The organism is Streptomyces sp. NPDC048623 (assembly GCF_040650755.1).
GTDB lineage: Bacteria > Actinomycetota > Actinomycetes > Streptomycetales > Streptomycetaceae > Streptomyces.
Genome location: NZ_JBEZHV010000003.1, coordinates 209,337 through 224,366 on the forward strand (window position 1 = coordinate 209,337; position 15,030 = coordinate 224,366).

A 15,030-nucleotide genomic window follows, 5' to 3' on the forward strand; every position below is an offset into this window, starting at 1 on the left:
GGACCGGGCGGCTACTCCCCCATCACGAGTCCGTCCCGGGCCGCGCCCCGGCCGAGGACGACCGAGCGGATGGCGTCCCGGGGCTCGGTGTACTGCGCCTGGCCCTGCCTGATCGCCGCGTTCAGATCGGTCACCCGGCCGCGGGCGGTGTCGAACAACTGGGGGACGAACTCGGCCTTGGACACCTCCCAGCGGCGGCCCGGGGCGGTGGGCGGGGCGAAGGTGAAGCGGGCCAGGGTGCCCATGTTGCCGCGCCGGTCGTAGGCGCCCTCGTAGTTGATCATGTCACCGGCGATCTGGTCGCCCATGCCGTAGACGATCCAGGTGCCGTTGACCTTCTCGTACGCCTGCGGCACATGGGCGTGGGTGCCGATGATCAGGTCGATGTCGGGCCGGTCGCCGGTACGGGACGCCGTGAGCGTCCGGCCGAGCGAGAGCTGCTTCTCGTCGGGCTCGGTCTGCCACTCGGTGCCCCAGTGGACGGAGACGACCACGACGTCGGCGCCTGCCGCGCGGGCGGCCCGGGCGTCCGCGACGATCTTCTGCTCGTCGATGAGGTTCACCGCCCAGGGCTGTCCCTCGGGGAGCGGATAGCCGTTGGTGTCGTACGTGTAGGCGAGCTGCGCGACGGTGGCCCGGCCGGCCTTGAGCAGGGTGGGCCGGGCGGCCTCCTCGGCGCTGCGGGCGGAGCCGGCGTGCCGTACACCGGCCTTGTCGAGCGCGTCGAGAGTGCGGCGCAGCCCGGCGGCGCCGTCGTCGAGGGTGTGGTTGGAGGCGGTGGAGCAGGAGTCGTAACCGGTCGCCCTGAGCGCGGCGGCGACCTCGGGCGGCGACTTGAAGGCGGGGTAGCCGGTGTAGGGGCCGCCGGGCGCGCCGTACACCGTCTCCATGTGGCAGATCGCCAGATCGGCCCGCGAGACCACGGGTTTCACGCCGGAGAGCATGGGGCGGAAGTCGTAGCCGTCGCCGCCCGCGTCGGCGGCGGCCTGCCGGATGATCGAGTCGTGCGGGAGGACGTCGCCGGAGGCGACGAGGGTGAAGGGGGTGGGGGCGGAGGCGCCCCCGGGGGCGGCGGGGCGCTCCGGCGTCCCGCTCTGCGCGGCGCCGCCGCCGGGGCGGTCCGGGGCGCGGCCGGCGACGGCGCAGCCGGCGGCCGCGGTGAGCAGGACGGCGGCGAGGGCGGCCGCGCCGGGTCTGGTGCGTGGGGTCATCTGCCGGGCTCCACGGGTTCGGGGTTCGGAGTTCGAGGATTCATGGGTTCATGAGATGAACAGCTTTTCCTACGAATTCACGGTGGCCGATAAGCCTCAGTCAAGGGCCAATGCCGTAGCTCGCCGTAATCCCGCTGAATCGGACGCACGGCGTCCGCCGGTCCGTTCGTCGCACCATTCACCGCTCGGTGCGACCGTTCGTCGCACGCCGCTGTCCCTTCCCTGTCGCCCGGGCGTCCGGATGCGTTCACATACGGCGCATGACGACGGCACTGACGCCTCCGACCGCAGCGGCGGCGACCACCACCGACGAGTGGGCCCTGAAGGAGCTCCAGCGCGAGCACGGACCGGCCCTGCACTCCTTCCTGCTCGGGCTGACCGGGGGCGACCGGCAGCGGGCCGAGGACCTGGTGCAGGAGACCCTGGTCCGCGCGTGGCTGCACCCGGAGGCCTTCGACTCCCCCTACGAGTCCATGCGGCCCTGGCTGTTCACGGTGGCCCGCCGGCTGGCCATCGACGCGCGCCGCTCCCGGCTCTCCCGGCCCACCGAGATCGGCGACGAGCTGCTCGCCGTCACCGCCGACCCGGCCGACGCCACCGAGTCCGCCGTCGCCGCGCTCGACGTCCGGGCGGCGGTGCGCGGACTGCGCCCCGAGCACCGGGCGGTGCTCGTACGGCTCTACTTCCACGGACTCACGGTCAACGAGGCCGCGGCGGATCTCGGCATCCCGGCCGGCACCGTCAAGTCCCGCTCGCACTACGCGCTGCGCCAGCTCGGCCACCGGCTGCCCGGGTACCGGCCGCGCCGTCGCGGCCCCGTTGCCCGGTCCTCGGCCGCGGCCCCACAATGACGCCCGTGACAACGACGCCACTGACGCTGACTCTCGCCGCCGCCGAGAAGATCCTCGCCGACAACTTCGCCCCCTGGGTGCTCGACCTGGGGCTCTCCGTGGCCTCCGTCGACGGCCAGGAGGCCGTCCTCCGGCTCCCCTGGTCCGAACGGCTCGCCCGGGAGGGCGGCGGGCTCTCCGGCCAGGCTCTGATGGCCGCCGCCGACACGGCGACCGTGATCGCGGTGGCCGCCGCCCGCGGCGGCTTCGTCCCGATGACCACCGTGCAGCAGTCCATCAGCTTCCAGCGGCCGGTGGCCGGCGCGGACGTCCTGGTGCGGGCCCGGCTCACCAAGGCGGGGAAGCGGATGGCCTTCGCGGACATCACGATGACCGCCGAGGACAGCGAGGAGACGGCCGCGCACGCGACGGCGGTCTACGCGCTGCTCGGCTGAGCCGCCGCCACGGCCGGCCGCCGGCCAGCCCTCGGCCGGACCACGGCGGGTCCTCGGTCCGGCCCTGGGCCGGCTCCCGGTCAGGCCTCGGCCGGACCACTGCCGTCCCCCGCGTTCACCCCCGTCACACGGCGCCCACCAGCACCGATGCGGCGGGGCCGGACAGCCGAATCCGCCCGGCCCAGTTGGGCGAACCGCCCCCGCGGACGCCCTTCTCGGAGGAGGCTCGTCCCCGGGGCGAACAGGACCTGGGGTCCGGAGAACCGGGAGAAGGTGGGAACGGTGCTGCCCGAGAGCACGAACGGCGCCGGCGGAGGCGGACTCGCCGTGCCGATGGACTGGCTGTGCGCCGAGTACGTCGCCGACGACGTGATGCGGATCAGCGGGCTCGTCGCGCCCGGCTCACTGGAGTTCCGGGCCGGGGTGCGCACCCTCGCCCTGACCGTCCTGCTCGACGGTCCCGGCGGGCCGGGCCCGGACGGCTGGCTGCGCCGCACCGCCCACGACCACCCCTGGGACGCCTGGGTCACCGCCCGGCTCGCCGCCCCGTCCGCCGCGACCCCGGCAGCCGATCTGGCACTCGCCCGGGACACCTGGCGGCTGCTGCGGAACACCGAACTGCGCGCCGCCGACCTGGCCGGCCTCGCGGGCTTCGGCGGGCCGGGACCGGTCGACGAGGAGCGCCAGGTGTGGCTGCCCGCCTGGCAGTTGGGCGTGGCCCTGAGCCACCTCGCGCTGCACCTCTGCTGACAGACGCACCCCTGAGGCCGCCGTGCCCGGTCAGCCGCGGGCGCGGCGCATCAGCAGGTCGCGGAGCTGGCGGGCGTGGCGGCGGGAGACCGCGAGGACGGCCTCGCCGACCCGGACGGAGGTCGCGCCGCCGTCCAGGCGCAGCTCGTCGATCCGGCCGAGCGCGACCAGATGGCTGCGGTGGATCCGGACGAAGCCACGGGCGGCCCAGCGCTCCTCCAGGACCGACAGCGGGATGCGCACCAGATGGTTGCCGTGGTCGGTGTGCAGCCGGGCGTAGTCGCCGTGCGCCTCGACGTACGCGATGTCGTCGACGGCCACGAAGCGGGTGACGCCGCCGAGTTCGACCGCGATCTGCTCGGGGGCGGGTGCGGGCGCCCCCGGGGCACCGGAGCCGGTGGCACCGGCGGAGGCGGGTGCGGCCTGGGCGCCCGCGTGCACGAGGTCGCGGACCCGGCGCACCGCCTCGGCGAGGCGTTCCCGGCGTACCGGCTTGAGCACGTAGTCGACGGCCTCCAGGTCGAAGGCCTGGACCGCGAAGCCCTCGTGGGCGGTGACGAAGACGATGAGCGGCGGGCGGGCGAGGCCGCCGAGCACCCGGGCCAGGTCGAGGCCGCCGAGGCCCGGCATGTGGATGTCGAGGAAGACGACGTCGATGCCCTCGGGCCCGTCGGGCCCGGACTCGACGGCCCGGCCGATCCTGCGCAGCGCCTCGGTGGCGTCGCCCGCGCCCTCGGCGGTGCGCACGCGCGGGTCGGCCCGCAGCAGGTAGAGCAGTTCCTCGAGGGCCGGCGCCTCGTCGTCGACGGCCAGTACGCGCAGCATGCCGGGAGTCTATTTCAGGCCGTGTCGCGGCCCGTCGCGCAGGCCGCTCCGCGCTACTTCAGGAGCTTGGACAGGCGGCGGTCGGCGAGCGGCTTCCCGCCGGTCTGGCAGGTGGGGCAGTACTGCAGCGAGGAGTCGCTGAAGGAGACGCTGCGGACGGTGTCGCCGCACACCGGGCAGGGCTCGCCGTCCCGGCCGTGCACGCGCAGCCCGCTCTTCTTCTCGGCCTTGAGCCGGCCGGCGGCGAGCCCGTGGGAGCGTTCGACGGCCTCGCCGAGGGTGGTGCGCATCGCCTCGTAGAGGCCGGCGGTCTCCTCGGCGGTGAGGTTCTGGGTGGGCTTGAACGGGGACATCCTCGCGGCGTGCAGGATCTCGTCGCTGTACGCGTTGCCGATGCCCGCGATGAGGCTCTGGTCGCGCAGCGCGCCCTTGATCTGGCGCCGTTCGCCGGCCAGGAGGGCGGTGAAGGCGGCGAGGTCGAAGTCCGGGGCGAGCGGGTCGGGGCCGAGGCGGGCGACGCCGGGCACCTCGGCGGGGTCGCGGACGACGTACACGGCGAGCCGCTTGGTGGTGCCGGCTTCGGTGAGGTCGAAGCCGTCGCCGCCGGTGAGCGCGATCCTGAGCGCGAGCGGCCCCTTGCCCGGCTTCGGCGGCCCGGACGGCAGGACGTCCTTCCAGTGCAGCCAGCCGGCCCGGGCGAGATGGGTGACGAGGTGCAGTTCGCCCGCGGCGCCGTCGGTGGCGAGGTCGAGGAACTTGCCGTGCCGGGCCACGCCGGTGACCCGGGCGCCGTCGAGCGCGGTCACGGGCGGGTCGTACGTCTTGAGCACGCTGATCGCGGCGGGCAGCACGCGGGCGATCTCCTTGCCCACGAGGTGCTCGCCGAGGAACTCGCGGAGGGCTTCGACCTCGGGCAGCTCGGGCATGCCCCCACCCTGCCGTACGGGCGGGGCGCCCGCCCGTCGGACGCGCGCGCCGGTTCCGTACGAACCCGGCCCGTACACCCCCGGGCCGTACGCCCCCGGGCAGGGTGCGCGGTCAGGTCGGCTCGGTCGTCCACTCCCCCGGCTGGTCGGTGACGAACTCGCACCACACGCACTTGCCGCCGCCACGCGGCTCGACGCCCCACAGGTCGGAGATGCGGTCGACGAGCAGCAGGCCGCGCCCGGAGACGCCGGCCTCGCCGGCCTCGCGGCGGCGCGGGAGGGCGCTGGAGCGGTCCTCGACCTCGACCCGGAGGCGGCGTTCGGGCCCGGCGAGCATCCGCAGGGTCACGATCGCGCCGCCGTCGGTGTGCATCAGCGCGTTGGTCATCAGCTCGTCGGCGACCAGCTCGATCTCGAAGGAGCGGTCGCCCACGCCCCAGGCGCGCACGGCGGCGCGGATCATGTGGCGGGCGGAGCTGAGCGCCTCGGGGTCGTTCTGGCCGACGTGCTGCTGGAGCCGTCCGCCGGTCTGCGCCGTCCGCTCGCCCTCGCGGCGCAGGAGCAGCACGGCCACGTCGTCCTCGCCGCCGCGCTCGTCGACGACGTCGCAGAGGTGGTCGGCGAGCCGGCCCAGGTCCCGGGGCCCGCGTTTGACCAGCGAGGAGAGCCACTGAAGGCCCTCGTCGAGGTCGGCGCCCGGCTTCTCGACCAGGCCGTCGGTGTAGAGCAGCAGGGTCTGGCCGGGGTCGAGCTCGACGGTGGTGACCGGGTAGTCGAGGCGCGCGAACTCGGCGGAGAGACCCAGCGGCAGGCCGCCCTCGACGGGCAGCCTGCGGGCGCTGCCGTCGCGGTCCTGGAGCATCGGGTCGACATGGCCGGCCCGCACGATCTGGACGAGTCCGGTGCCGGGGTCGGCCTCGGCGTAGGTGCAGGTGGCGAAGCGGTCGGTGTCGAGCTCGTGGAGGAAGACGGAGGCGCGGGCCATCACGGTGGCGGGCGTGTGGCCCTCGGCGGCGTAGGCGCGCAGCACGATCCGCAGCTGGCCCATGACGGCGGCGGCGTGGGTGTCGTGGCCCTGGACGTCGCCGATGACGGCGCCGACCCGGCCCCCGGGCAGCGGGACGATGTCGTACCAGTCGCCGCCGATGTCCCGGCCGAGCCGGGCCGAGCGGTAGCGGACCGCGATCTGGGCGCCGGGCACGTCGGGGATGCGGCGCGGCAGCATGGCCTGCTGGAGGCCCTCGGCGAGGTCGTGCTCCTGCTCGTACAGCATGGCGCGTTGAAGGCTCTGGGCGATGGAGCTGCCGAGGGCGACGAGCAGGTTGCGCTCGTCGGCGCTGAACCCGGTCCGGTCGCTGTAGAGCAGACCGAGGGCGCCGATGGGGCGGGCCTGGGCGATCAGCGGGAGGTAGACGGCGGAGGTGATGCCGAGGCCGCTGATGTGCGGCCACAGGATGGGGTAGGAGGCGGCGAAGTCCTCGGGGGTCTCGATGAAGCGGGGGCTGAGGGTGCGGATGACCTCGCTCATCGGGTACGGCTCGTCCACCCGGGTGAACCGGGTGCCCGGCACGAAGGCGCCGACGGGTCCCTCCGCCACCAGATGGATGCGGCCGGCCTCCAGGAGGCCCATGACGAGGCTGGCGGCGCCGAAGTGCTCCAGGCCCTGGGAGTCGTTCAGGAGGTCGATGATGTCCTGCACGGTGCGGGCGTGGGCGAGGGCGGCGGTCATGCCCTCGACGACGCTGGTGCGCTGCCGCCGGCCCTCGTCGAGGCCGAGCCGGGCGGCGGACTCGGTGAGTTCCGCGGAGGCGTCCCGGAGGATGCCGATGATGCGCACCGGGCGCCCGTCGGGGTCGCGGCGGACCACGCCCTGGGTGTGGGTCCAGCGCTGGCCGCCGTCCCGGGTGCGGATGCGGAAGTACGCGCCGTAGGTCTCGCTGCCGTCCTTGAGCGCCTGGGCGACCAGGGCGTCGAGGCGACGGCCCTCGTCGGTCAGGACGCGGGATCCGAGCGTGGCGGGGTCGCCGTCGTAGTCGGCGGGATCCAACTCGAAGATCTCCAGGGCACTGTCGTCCATGACCATCCGGCCGGTGAGCAGGTCCCAGTCGAAGCTGCCCATCCGGAATTCCCGGCCGAACTCGTGGAAGAAGCAGGCCGACTCCGCCGTGCCCGCCGCGCAGCGGCACCGCTCGGCCGCCTCCCCGCCCCCTCTGCCCGCAGTCATGGGGCCACGCTAGGCGCCGCACCGGCCGCGCGCACGGCGAAGATCGGCACAGCTTCGCAACAACATGCGCGGCAGGATTCGCGGCAGGATTCGCGACGGCTTGCGCACGGCGGCTCAGCCCTCGAAGGTCTCGGGCTGCCCGGGCCCGGTGTCGGCGGGGAAGGGGTCCGGGAAGACCGGCGGCGGCTCGGGCCGCGGGTGCTCGCCGGGACCGTCCGGAACGGTCGGAGTGCCGGGCTCCATCGGTACGTCGGGGGTGGGCGCGGGGCTGCCGCCGTCGGGCACGGGCGGGGCGACCGGGTCGCGGGGCAGCTCGTTCTCGCGGGGCGCGGAGGGGGTGTGCGGCACGGTCGGCACCGAGGGCGGGGGGGACGGCGCCGGGGGGTCGGTGGGGGCGGCCGGGGCCTGGCGGTCCGGCAGCGGCCGGGGCGGGTCGCTGACCAGGTCGCAGGAGGCCGGGGCGCAGGAGGGCAGGACGTCCGGCCTGCGGTCCTGGTCGCCGTCGGTGCCGGTACGGCGTTCGAGCCAGGTGTTGTCGGCGGCGCTGGCGATCACCAGGCTGCCGACGACGCCGCTGGTTGGGGTGATGACGACGACCCGGTCGGGGCGGTAGCCGGGCCAGGCCTCGCCCTTGTGCACGGCGCCCTCGGCGGCGGCCGGGGAGCGCAGCGGGTTGCCGCAGGCGCAGCGGACCCTCGGGGTGCCGTACTGGTCGACGAGGACGGCGGTGCCGGCCTGGAGCACGGACTGGAAGGCGGTGGCGCGCCCGTCCTGGAAGCCGTGGCTGGTGACGCGGGTGTCGGCGCGCAGCAGCACCGGGGTGAGCTCGCGCACCCAGTCGGGGAGCCTGCTCTCGGGGATGCCGGCGGCCTCGGCGAAGGCGCGGGCCTTGGCCGGTTCGGCGGTGAGGTAGGAGACCTGCTGCTCGACGTTGCAGCTGGCGACGGCGCGGGTGCCGCCGTAGAGGCCGGGGGTCGAGCCGGTGAGGGCGTGTCCGGCGGGGGCCGGGTCGGCGACGCCGGTGACGGGCGGCGCGTCCTGCTGCACGGGGGGACCCTCCTGGGCCGTGGAGGCGGTGAAGGGGGCGGGGCCCTGGGCGCCGGCGGGCTGGAGCAGCACCTCGCGGGCGGGTCCGGAGGCGCTCTGTTCGGCCCCGGGTTCGCCCGGGTCGCCGCCGGAGCAGCCCGCGAGGAGCAGGGCCGAGGCCAGCGCGGCGAGCAGGCGCGCGGTCCGGGGGGCGTGGCCTGGTGGTGTCGGGGGCCGTCGTCTGGATGCGTCGCGCACTGGGTCTCCCGCCTTGTCACCTTGTCGCCCCGGGTCGTTCCTTCATGTCTGCCGCAGGCCCCGGGGGCCCGCAATCCGGGCGCGTCCATCCGGCGTGGCACCCACCCCCACCCCGCCACTTGAACACGTTCAAGCAAGGCTCTAGGCTCACCACCGAAGGATTGAACGCGTTCAATGACCTCGTCAGGGGGTGCCGGTGCCATGTCCGTGCTCGTCGGACTGATCGTGATGCTTGGCATGCTGGTCGTCGTGCCGCTCGGGCTCCGCCTGCTCGACGGACCGCAGCCGGTCACCCTGCGGCTGCTCCGCCGTGCCTGGCCGCTGCTCGCCCTGCCCGGCGCCGTCTCGCTCTGGCTCCCGCGCTCGCCGCTCGCCGTGCTCCTCGCCGCGGTCTACGCCCTGGCCACCCTGGCACTCGCGCTGCACGCCCCGGTCCGCCTGGCACTCACCCGGTCGCTCGCCCCCGCCGAGATCGCCGCGCTCACCGCGCTCACCACCCCGGCCGTCGCGGGCCTCGCCCTGGTCGCCGAGCGCGCCGGACACGAGCTGCTCGGCTTCGAGCTCGGCATCCTCGCCCTCACCGTGCCCCACTTCCACTTCGCGGGCTTCGCCGCAGCGCTGGTCGCGGGCCTCGTGTGCCGTACGGCCCCGGGACCGGCCACCCGCTTCGCGGCGCTCAGCGTGCCGCTCGGCACCCTGCTCGTCCTGCTCGGCTACTTCGTCGACGACTGGGCCGAACTCGCCGGGGCCCTCGTGCTCACCGCCGGGATGTGGGCGGTCGCCCTCGCCACCTGGCGCGAGCTGCGCGCGGACGCCCCCGATCCGGTCACGCGGGCGCTGCTCACCACCTCGGCCGCGGTCCTGGTCGCGACCATGCTGCTCGCGCTGAGCTGGGCCCTCGGCGAGGCCACCGGACTGCCGCACCCGAGCCTGACCTGGATGGCCGCCACCCACGGCCTGGGCAACGCGCTCGGCTTCGCCCTCTGCGCGCTGCTCGCCTGGCGCCGGCTCGCCCCGGCCCGTACCGGCGGCGCCACCCCGCCTCGTACCGCCACCGCTGTCCCCGCCCTCCGAACGGAGCTCCCGGCATGACCCGCCTGATCCGCAGCCTCTCGGACGTCCTCGCCACCGGCCCCGCGACCGGCTCCACCGCCGACGCCCCCACCGGCGACGCCTCCGCCACCGACGCCTCCGCCACCGGCCTCAGCTACCCCGAGGTCGGCGCCACCCGCACCGGCCCGCTGCCCGCCGGCTACCACTACCTCCACCACACCGTCCGGGTCGGCCACGGCCGAGCCGCCTACGAGGCCGCGGGCGCGGCTGTCACCACCTGGGCGATGCACCGGGCGACCGGCGCCCGGGTGGCCACCTCGGCCGAACGGGCCGTGCCCGGCGTCACCCTGGAGGTCTCCCTCGGCCTCGGCCCGGTCCGGTTCACCGCGCCGTGCCAGGTGATCTGGACGACGTACACCGAGGCCGAGACCGGTTTCGCGTACGGCACCCGCGGCGGGCACCCGGAGCGCGGCGAGGAGTCGTTCGTCGTCGATCTGCACGAGGACGGCAGCGTGTGGTTCACGGTGACCGCGTTCAGCCGGGCCGCCGCCTGGTACACCCGGCTCGGCGGGCCGGTCGTACGGGCCCTCCAGCACGCGTACGCCCGCCGGCTCGGCCGCGTGCTCGGAGGTCTCGTCGCGGGTCACGTCGCGGGTCACGTCGCCGGCCGCACCACCGGCCGCGCCACCGGTCTCGCCGCGGGCCGATGAGAGTTACGCTCGCTGTGTACTCACCCGTGCTCCTCCGAGGAGGCGGCCATGAGCCAGTACGACGAGTACACCAACCCCTCGCAGGCCGAGGGCGAGCGCCTCGACGAGGATCTGGACGCGCAGCAGAAGGCGCAGGTCCATCCCCAGGTCACGCGCACCACTCCCTCCCAGGCGGAGGGTGAGCGGACGGCGGACGACGACGAGAACCAGAAGCGCTGACCGTCCGCACCGCCGTACGCGATGGACTGGTTCAACGCCCCCGACTACTGGCTGAGCCGGATCGTCTTCCAGCGGGGGCTCGCCGGCCTGTATCTCGTGGCGTTCCTGTCCGCCGCGTTCCAGTTCCGGGCGCTCATCGGCGAACGGGGCATGCTGCCGGTGCCCGACTTCGTACGGGTCGTGCCGGCCCGGCGGGCGCCCAGCCTCTTCCAGTGGCGCTACTCCGACCGCCTGTTCGCGGGCGTCGCATGGGGTGGCGCCGCTCTCGCGCTCGCCCTGGTGGCGGGGGCCGGCGACGCGGTGCCGCTGCCGGTGTCGATGCTGCTCTGGCTGCTCGTGTGGGCGCTGTATCTGTCCATCGTGAACGTGGGGCAGACCTGGTACTCCTTCGGCTGGGAGTCCCTTCTCCTGGAGACCGGCTTCCTCGCCGTACTGCTCGGCAACGACGACGCCGGGCCGCCGGTGCTCGTGCTCTTCCTGCTGCGCTGGCTGCTGTTCCGGGTCGAGTTCGGCGCCGGGCTCATCAAGATCCGCGGGGACGCGTGCTGGCGGAATCTGACCTGCCTCTACCACCACCACGAGACCCAGCCGATGCCGGGACCGCTGAGCTGGTTCTTCCACCACCTTCCCCGGCCGCTGCACAAGGTCGAGTGCGCCGCCAACCATGTGGTCCAGCTCGGCGTCCCCGTGCTCCTGTTCACCCCGCAGCCGGTCGCCACGATCGCCGCGGGTCTGATGATCACCACCCAGCTCTGGCTGGTGCTCTCCGGCAACTTCGCCTGGCTGAACTGGCTCACCATCGTGCTCGCGCTCTCCGCCGTCGACGGCTCGCTCCTCGCGGGCCACGACCACCCGCAGCCCGGGGCGCCGGTCTGGTACGTGGTCGTGGTGTGCGCCGCCACGGCCCTGATCCTCGTCCAGAGCCGGCACCCGGTGCGCAATCTGCTCTCCCGGCGCCAGGCGATGAACCGGTCCTTCGACCCGCTGCACCTGGTCAACACGTACGGCGCCTTCGGCACGGTCGGCCGGGTGCGGGACGAGATCGCGGTGGAGGGCACCGCGGAGCCGGAGGAGCCGCACGCGGGGACGGTGTGGCGGGAGTACGGGTTCAAGGGCAAGCCGGGCGACCCGCGCCGGATGCCGCGCCAGTTCGCCCCGTACCATCTGCGGCTCGACTGGCTGATGTGGTTCGCGGCGCTCTCCCCCGGCTACGCCCGCGACTGGTTCGGGCCGTTCGTGGAGCGGCTGCTCACCGGGGACCGGGACACCCTGCGTCTCCTCCGGCACAACCCCTTCCCGGACGCGCCGCCGGTCTACGTACGGGCCCGGCTCTACCGCTACCGGTACACGAGCCGGCGGGAGCTGCGGGAGACCGGGGCGTGGTGGCACCGGACGCTGGTGCGCGAGTATCTGCCGCCGGTGCGGCTGCGCGAGCCCGCCGGGCGGCGCTGAACCCTCGTCGTACGCCCTGCGCGTCCCCCGGTCATGCCCATGCATGCCCGTGCCCCCGGCCGCGCGGGGCGGACGGAGGCACGGGGGGCGGCAGATGCCGGTCGGTCGATGCCGGTCGCTCGATGCCGGTCAGTCGATGCCGGGCAGGATGTGCGGCTCGGCGAGGTCGTCCTCGTAGCCGGCCAGACGGATCGGGGCCGAGCGGGCCCACACTTCGAGGCTGCCGAGCTCTCCGGAGCGCCGCTTGCGCTCCTCGGGTTCGGCCGGTCGCTCTTCCTGCTGGGTCAGTTCCGGTGTCACCGCGTACTCCTCTGGGTCGCGAAAAGGGGGATTCTGGGCCGTTCGGTCGCGGTTGCGCCGTTCCTTCCGGGCGGGACCGCGGCCTTGGTGGCAGGCCAGTCCCCCGGCCGACCGTGGAGGTTCGGTGGAACCCCGGATGGCCGACCGTGGACATCACATTAACCAGATGAGCGCCTCAGCGCTCTATGGGGCACGAAAGTGTGACGCGTTCGAGTGAAACTGGCTCGTTCAACGCGTTTACCGAGGTCAAACGCCCGATCATCGATCAAACGCGGGGCGCTGAACAACGCTTCGATCGATCATCGGGCGCGGTGCTCGTCACCACTTGCCGGGCGCGTAGTCCTTCATGAAGACGCCGTACAGGTCCTCGCCGTCCTCGCCGCGCACGATCGGGTCGTAGACCCGGGCCGCGCCGTCGACCAGGTCGAGCGGGGCGTGGAAGCCCTCCTCGGCGAGCCGCAGCTTGTCGAAGTGCGGACGCTCGTCGGTGATCCAGCCGGTGTCGACCGAGGTCATGAGGATGCCGTCGGACTGGAACATCTCCTGCGCGCTGGTCCGCGTCACCATGTTGATCGCGGCCTTGGCGGCGTTGGTGTTCGGGTGCCCGGCGCCCTTGTAGCCGCGGTTGAAGACGCCCTCCATGGCGGAGACGTTCACGACGTACGCGCGCCCGCTCTTCGCCCGCGCGGCGGCCTCGGCCATCGCCGGGCGCAGCTTGCTGATGAGAATGAAGGGCGAGGTGTAGTTGCAGAGCTGGGTCTCCAGGAGCTCCACCGGGGAGATCTGGTCGATGGTCTGCACCCAGGTGTTGCTGTCGACGACGTCGGGGACCAGGCCGCCGGCGTCGATCGCGGTGCCGGCGTGGTGCCGCTCGATGCTCGCGTTGCCCGCGACCAGGGCCAGGTCGGCGACCTTCTGGGCGTCCAGGCCGCTGGTGCCGAGCGGGAGCGCGGCCAGGCCGTCGACGGCGCCGGAGTTGAAGGCGCCGATGACGTGGTGGGCGGGCAGCTCGCCGGCGGGCAGCGGCGCGGTCTCGCCCTCGACCAGGGCGGCGTACGCGGACGGCAGCCGGCGCACGGTCTGGGTCGCGTTGTTCACCAGGATGTCCAGCGGCCCGGCGGCGGCGAGCTGGTCGGCGAGGGCCACGGACTGGGCCGGGTCGCGCAGGTCGATGCCGACGACCTCCAGGCGGTGCATCCAGTCCGCGGAGTCCTCCATCGCCTTGAAGCGGCGGATGGCGTCCTTGGGGAAGCGGGTGGTGATGGTGGTGTGCGCGCCGTCGCGGAGCAGCCGCAGCGCGATGTACATGCCGATCTTGGCGCGGCCGCCGGTGAGCAGCGCGCGCTTGCCGGTGAGGTCGGCGCGGGCCTCCCGCTTGGTGCGGTTCAGCGCGGCGCAGTCCGGACAGAGCTGGTGGTAGAAGTAGTCGACCTCGACGTACCGCGCCTTGCACGTGTAGCAGGAGCGCGGACGCTGGAGTATCCCGGCGATCCGCCCGGCCTCGGTGACCGAGGAGGGCAGGATGCCCTCGGTCTCGTCGTCGATGCGCTGCGCGGAGCCGGTCGCGGTGGCCTCGGTGACCGCCTTGTCGTGGGCGGTCTTGGCGGCCCGGCGCTCCTGGCGGCGGCGCTGCTTCACCGTCCGGTAGATGCCGGCGGTGGCGCGGCGGACGGCGATGGCGTCCGGGTGGTCGACGTCGATCGTGTCGAGTTCGTCGAGCACGCTGAGGCAGACGGCAAGTCGCTCCGGGTCGATGCCCGGCCCGTACTCCTGGGACTCTCCGAGGTCCTGGGTCTCCCCGAGGTCCTGGGTCTCTTCGGTCACCGTCATGGCCTTCGTCGTTCCTCGATCGCTCGCGCCTGCAAGTACTCCCGAAGAGGCAACTTTACGGAGCCGGGGGCCGTCGCTCCAAACCCTTGCGGGGCGGGTGGTCGAACACACAGTCGCCGCACAGGCCTCCGGACGGGGAGCGGTAGTAGAGGCAGCAGGTGGTGCGGCGCAGCGCGGGGCCGTGGACGGTGGGCGCCAGGTCGGAGTGGGCGAGCAGACCGCGGGCGAGCCCGACGGCCCGTTCGGCGGCTCGTTCGGCGGCCCGGTCGGCGGCCCGGCCTGCGGTCTCGGGCCGGTCGTGGGCGCGGGGCCGGCGGAGCAGCTCGCGCAGCGCTCCGGCGAGCGCGGAGCCCGCGTTCCCCCACAGCAGCCGCGGGGAGATCCTGCCGTCGCGGGCGAGGGCGGCGTGCAGCGGGACCAGGTGGGCCTCGTGGACGGCGGCCCGCAGCTCCTCGACGGTGGCGGGACGGCTGCCGGTGCCGGACCACCACAGCTCGTCGGGGGCGGACAGCGTGCCGCTCCAGTGGAGAGTCTCGGGCGTGAGGTCGGGGAAGCGGCCGAAGAGCGCGGCGGGACCGAGGGTCACGGACCAGAGGCGGGCGGCCAGACCGAGGTGGGCGGCGGAGGCGGCGACCCGGCGCTCGGAGGTGCGGAGGCCGGCGGCGACGCGGTCGATGCGGGCGGCGAGGGCGGCGTCGGCGCCCTTGTCGCCCGCGTACAGGAGCGCGAGGGGGACGTGGTCGCCCTGGGGCGCGGGCGCCGTGGGCGGAGTGGGCGGAGTGGGCGGCGGGCTGGTGCGCAGGGCGAAGAAACCGCCGATCCGCGCGCTCTGGTCGAGGTCCACGGCGCACACGGTACGGGTGGGGCCCGGTGGGGTCCCGGTGCGGGCCAATGTGGACCGGGCGGGGGCCGCGGTGGCTCGGAATGCGGGGCGGCCGAAGCGGGTCCCGCGGCCCGCCGT

14 protein-coding genes and 1 pseudogene are annotated in these 15,030 nt (G+C 74.3%); 7 read left to right on the forward strand and 8 right to left on the reverse strand.

All coding sequences use genetic code 11. From position 1 onward, the window contains the following. Positions 1-11 precede the first annotated feature (11 nt). Entirely contained in the window at positions 12-1,211 is a 1,200-nt protein-coding gene (locus tag AB0C73_RS06135; RefSeq protein WP_362525161.1) for a CapA family protein, read from the reverse strand. Between the two features lie 260 nt (positions 1,212-1,471). Between AB0C73_RS06135 and AB0C73_RS06140 the strand changes: the two genes are divergently transcribed. The 3 genes from AB0C73_RS06140 to AB0C73_RS06150 all read left to right on the forward strand — a co-directional run bounded on the left by AB0C73_RS06140 (position 1,472) and on the right by AB0C73_RS06150 (position 3,246). Next, entirely contained in the window at positions 1,472-2,062 is a 591-nt protein-coding gene (locus AB0C73_RS06140) for a sigma-70 family RNA polymerase sigma factor (protein WP_362525163.1), read from the forward strand. A gap of 20 nt (positions 2,063-2,082) precedes the next feature. Then, positions 2,083-2,496 carry a PaaI family thioesterase gene (locus tag AB0C73_RS06145; RefSeq protein WP_362525601.1) on the forward strand — a complete coding sequence of 138 codons (414 nt, stop codon included), beginning with the start codon at positions 2,083-2,085 and terminating at the stop codon, positions 2,494-2,496. Between the two features lie 282 nt (positions 2,497-2,778). Beyond that, positions 2,779-3,246 (forward strand): hypothetical protein, encoded by a 468-nt coding sequence (locus tag AB0C73_RS06150; RefSeq protein ID WP_362525164.1) that lies wholly within the window; start codon positions 2,779-2,781, stop codon positions 3,244-3,246. A 30-nt stretch (positions 3,247-3,276) separates the two neighbouring features. Here AB0C73_RS06150 and AB0C73_RS06155 read toward each other — a convergent pair whose 3' ends face one another. From AB0C73_RS06155 to AB0C73_RS06170, 4 genes are all read right to left on the reverse strand, one after another. Next, positions 3,277-4,071, reverse strand: a complete 795-nt coding sequence (locus AB0C73_RS06155) for a LytTR family DNA-binding domain-containing protein (RefSeq protein WP_362525166.1) — start codon at positions 4,069-4,071, stop codon at positions 3,277-3,279. 53 nt (positions 4,072-4,124) lie between these two features. Next, positions 4,125-4,997, reverse strand: a complete 873-nt coding sequence (locus tag AB0C73_RS06160) for a DNA-formamidopyrimidine glycosylase family protein (protein WP_362525168.1) — start codon at positions 4,995-4,997, stop codon at positions 4,125-4,127. Between the two features lie 112 nt (positions 4,998-5,109). Continuing rightward, entirely contained in the window at positions 5,110-7,116 is a 2,007-nt protein-coding gene (locus AB0C73_RS06165; RefSeq protein WP_362525604.1) for a SpoIIE family protein phosphatase, read from the reverse strand. A 219-nt stretch (positions 7,117-7,335) separates the two neighbouring features. After that, positions 7,336-8,505 carry a DUF6777 domain-containing protein gene (locus AB0C73_RS06170; RefSeq protein ID WP_362525170.1) on the reverse strand — a complete coding sequence of 390 codons (1,170 nt, stop codon included), beginning with the start codon at positions 8,503-8,505 and terminating at the stop codon, positions 7,336-7,338. Between the two features lie 201 nt (positions 8,506-8,706). On the opposite strand from AB0C73_RS06170, the gene AB0C73_RS06175 reads away from it, so the two are divergent. The 4 genes and pseudogenes from AB0C73_RS06175 to AB0C73_RS06190 all read left to right on the forward strand — a co-directional run bounded on the left by AB0C73_RS06175 (position 8,707) and on the right by AB0C73_RS06190 (position 11,939). Continuing rightward, the gene (locus tag AB0C73_RS06175) at positions 8,707-9,597 is read left to right on the forward strand and encodes a YndJ family protein (RefSeq protein ID WP_362525173.1); all 891 of its coding nucleotides are present in this window, start codon (positions 8,707-8,709) and stop codon (positions 9,595-9,597) included. Between the two features lie 104 nt (positions 9,598-9,701). Beyond that, positions 9,702-10,268: pseudogene (locus AB0C73_RS06180) on the forward strand (DUF1990 domain-containing protein); the annotation flags it as partial. A gap of 48 nt (positions 10,269-10,316) precedes the next feature. After that, on the forward strand, positions 10,317-10,487 hold the full coding sequence (locus tag AB0C73_RS06185) for a hypothetical protein (RefSeq protein WP_362525175.1): 171 nt from the start codon (positions 10,317-10,319) through the stop codon (positions 10,485-10,487). A 21-nt stretch (positions 10,488-10,508) separates the two neighbouring features. Beyond that, on the forward strand, positions 10,509-11,939 hold the full coding sequence (locus AB0C73_RS06190; protein ID WP_362525177.1) for a lipase maturation factor family protein: 1,431 nt from the start codon (positions 10,509-10,511) through the stop codon (positions 11,937-11,939). Positions 11,940-12,068: 129 nt separating this feature from the next. Here AB0C73_RS06190 and AB0C73_RS06195 read toward each other — a convergent pair whose 3' ends face one another. The 3 genes from AB0C73_RS06195 to AB0C73_RS06205 form a co-directional block, all read right to left on the reverse strand. Beyond that, positions 12,069-12,239 carry a hypothetical protein gene (locus tag AB0C73_RS06195; protein WP_362525179.1) on the reverse strand — a complete coding sequence of 57 codons (171 nt, stop codon included), beginning with the start codon at positions 12,237-12,239 and terminating at the stop codon, positions 12,069-12,071. 318 nt (positions 12,240-12,557) lie between these two features. Next, positions 12,558-14,069, reverse strand: coding sequence for an SDR family NAD(P)-dependent oxidoreductase (locus tag AB0C73_RS06200; protein WP_362525182.1), 1,512 nt, complete (start codon positions 14,067-14,069; stop codon positions 12,558-12,560). A gap of 55 nt (positions 14,070-14,124) precedes the next feature. Next, positions 14,125-14,913: a (2Fe-2S)-binding protein gene (locus AB0C73_RS06205; protein WP_362525184.1), complete on the reverse strand. Its 789-nt coding sequence runs from the start codon at positions 14,911-14,913 to the stop codon at positions 14,125-14,127. Positions 14,914-15,030: the final 117 nt, after the last annotated feature.

What these genes read in the sequence shown, in the direction of transcription:
- AB0C73_RS06135 (WP_362525161.1), bottom strand. Translation starts at nt 1,211, where the DNA reads ATGACCCCACGCACCAGACCCGGCGCGGCCGCCCTCGCCGCCGTCCTG.
- AB0C73_RS06140 (WP_362525163.1), top strand. Translation starts at nt 1,472, where the DNA reads ATGACGACGGCACTGACGCCTCCGACCGCAGCGGCGGCGACCACCACC.
- AB0C73_RS06155 (WP_362525166.1), bottom strand. Translation starts at nt 4,071, where the DNA reads ATGCTGCGCGTACTGGCCGTCGACGACGAGGCGCCGGCCCTCGAGGAA.
- AB0C73_RS06160 (WP_362525168.1), bottom strand. Translation starts at nt 4,997, where the DNA reads ATGCCCGAGCTGCCCGAGGTCGAAGCCCTCCGCGAGTTCCTCGGCGAG.
- AB0C73_RS06165 (WP_362525604.1), bottom strand. Translation starts at nt 7,116, where the DNA reads ATGGGCAGCTTCGACTGGGACCTGCTCACCGGCCGGATGGTCATGGAC.
- AB0C73_RS06175 (WP_362525173.1), top strand. Translation starts at nt 8,707, where the DNA reads ATGTCCGTGCTCGTCGGACTGATCGTGATGCTTGGCATGCTGGTCGTC.
- AB0C73_RS06185 (WP_362525175.1), top strand. Translation starts at nt 10,317, where the DNA reads ATGAGCCAGTACGACGAGTACACCAACCCCTCGCAGGCCGAGGGCGAG.
- AB0C73_RS06190 (WP_362525177.1), top strand. Translation starts at nt 10,509, where the DNA reads ATGGACTGGTTCAACGCCCCCGACTACTGGCTGAGCCGGATCGTCTTC.
- AB0C73_RS06200 (WP_362525182.1), bottom strand. Translation starts at nt 14,069, where the DNA reads ATGACGGTGACCGAAGAGACCCAGGACCTCGGGGAGACCCAGGACCTC.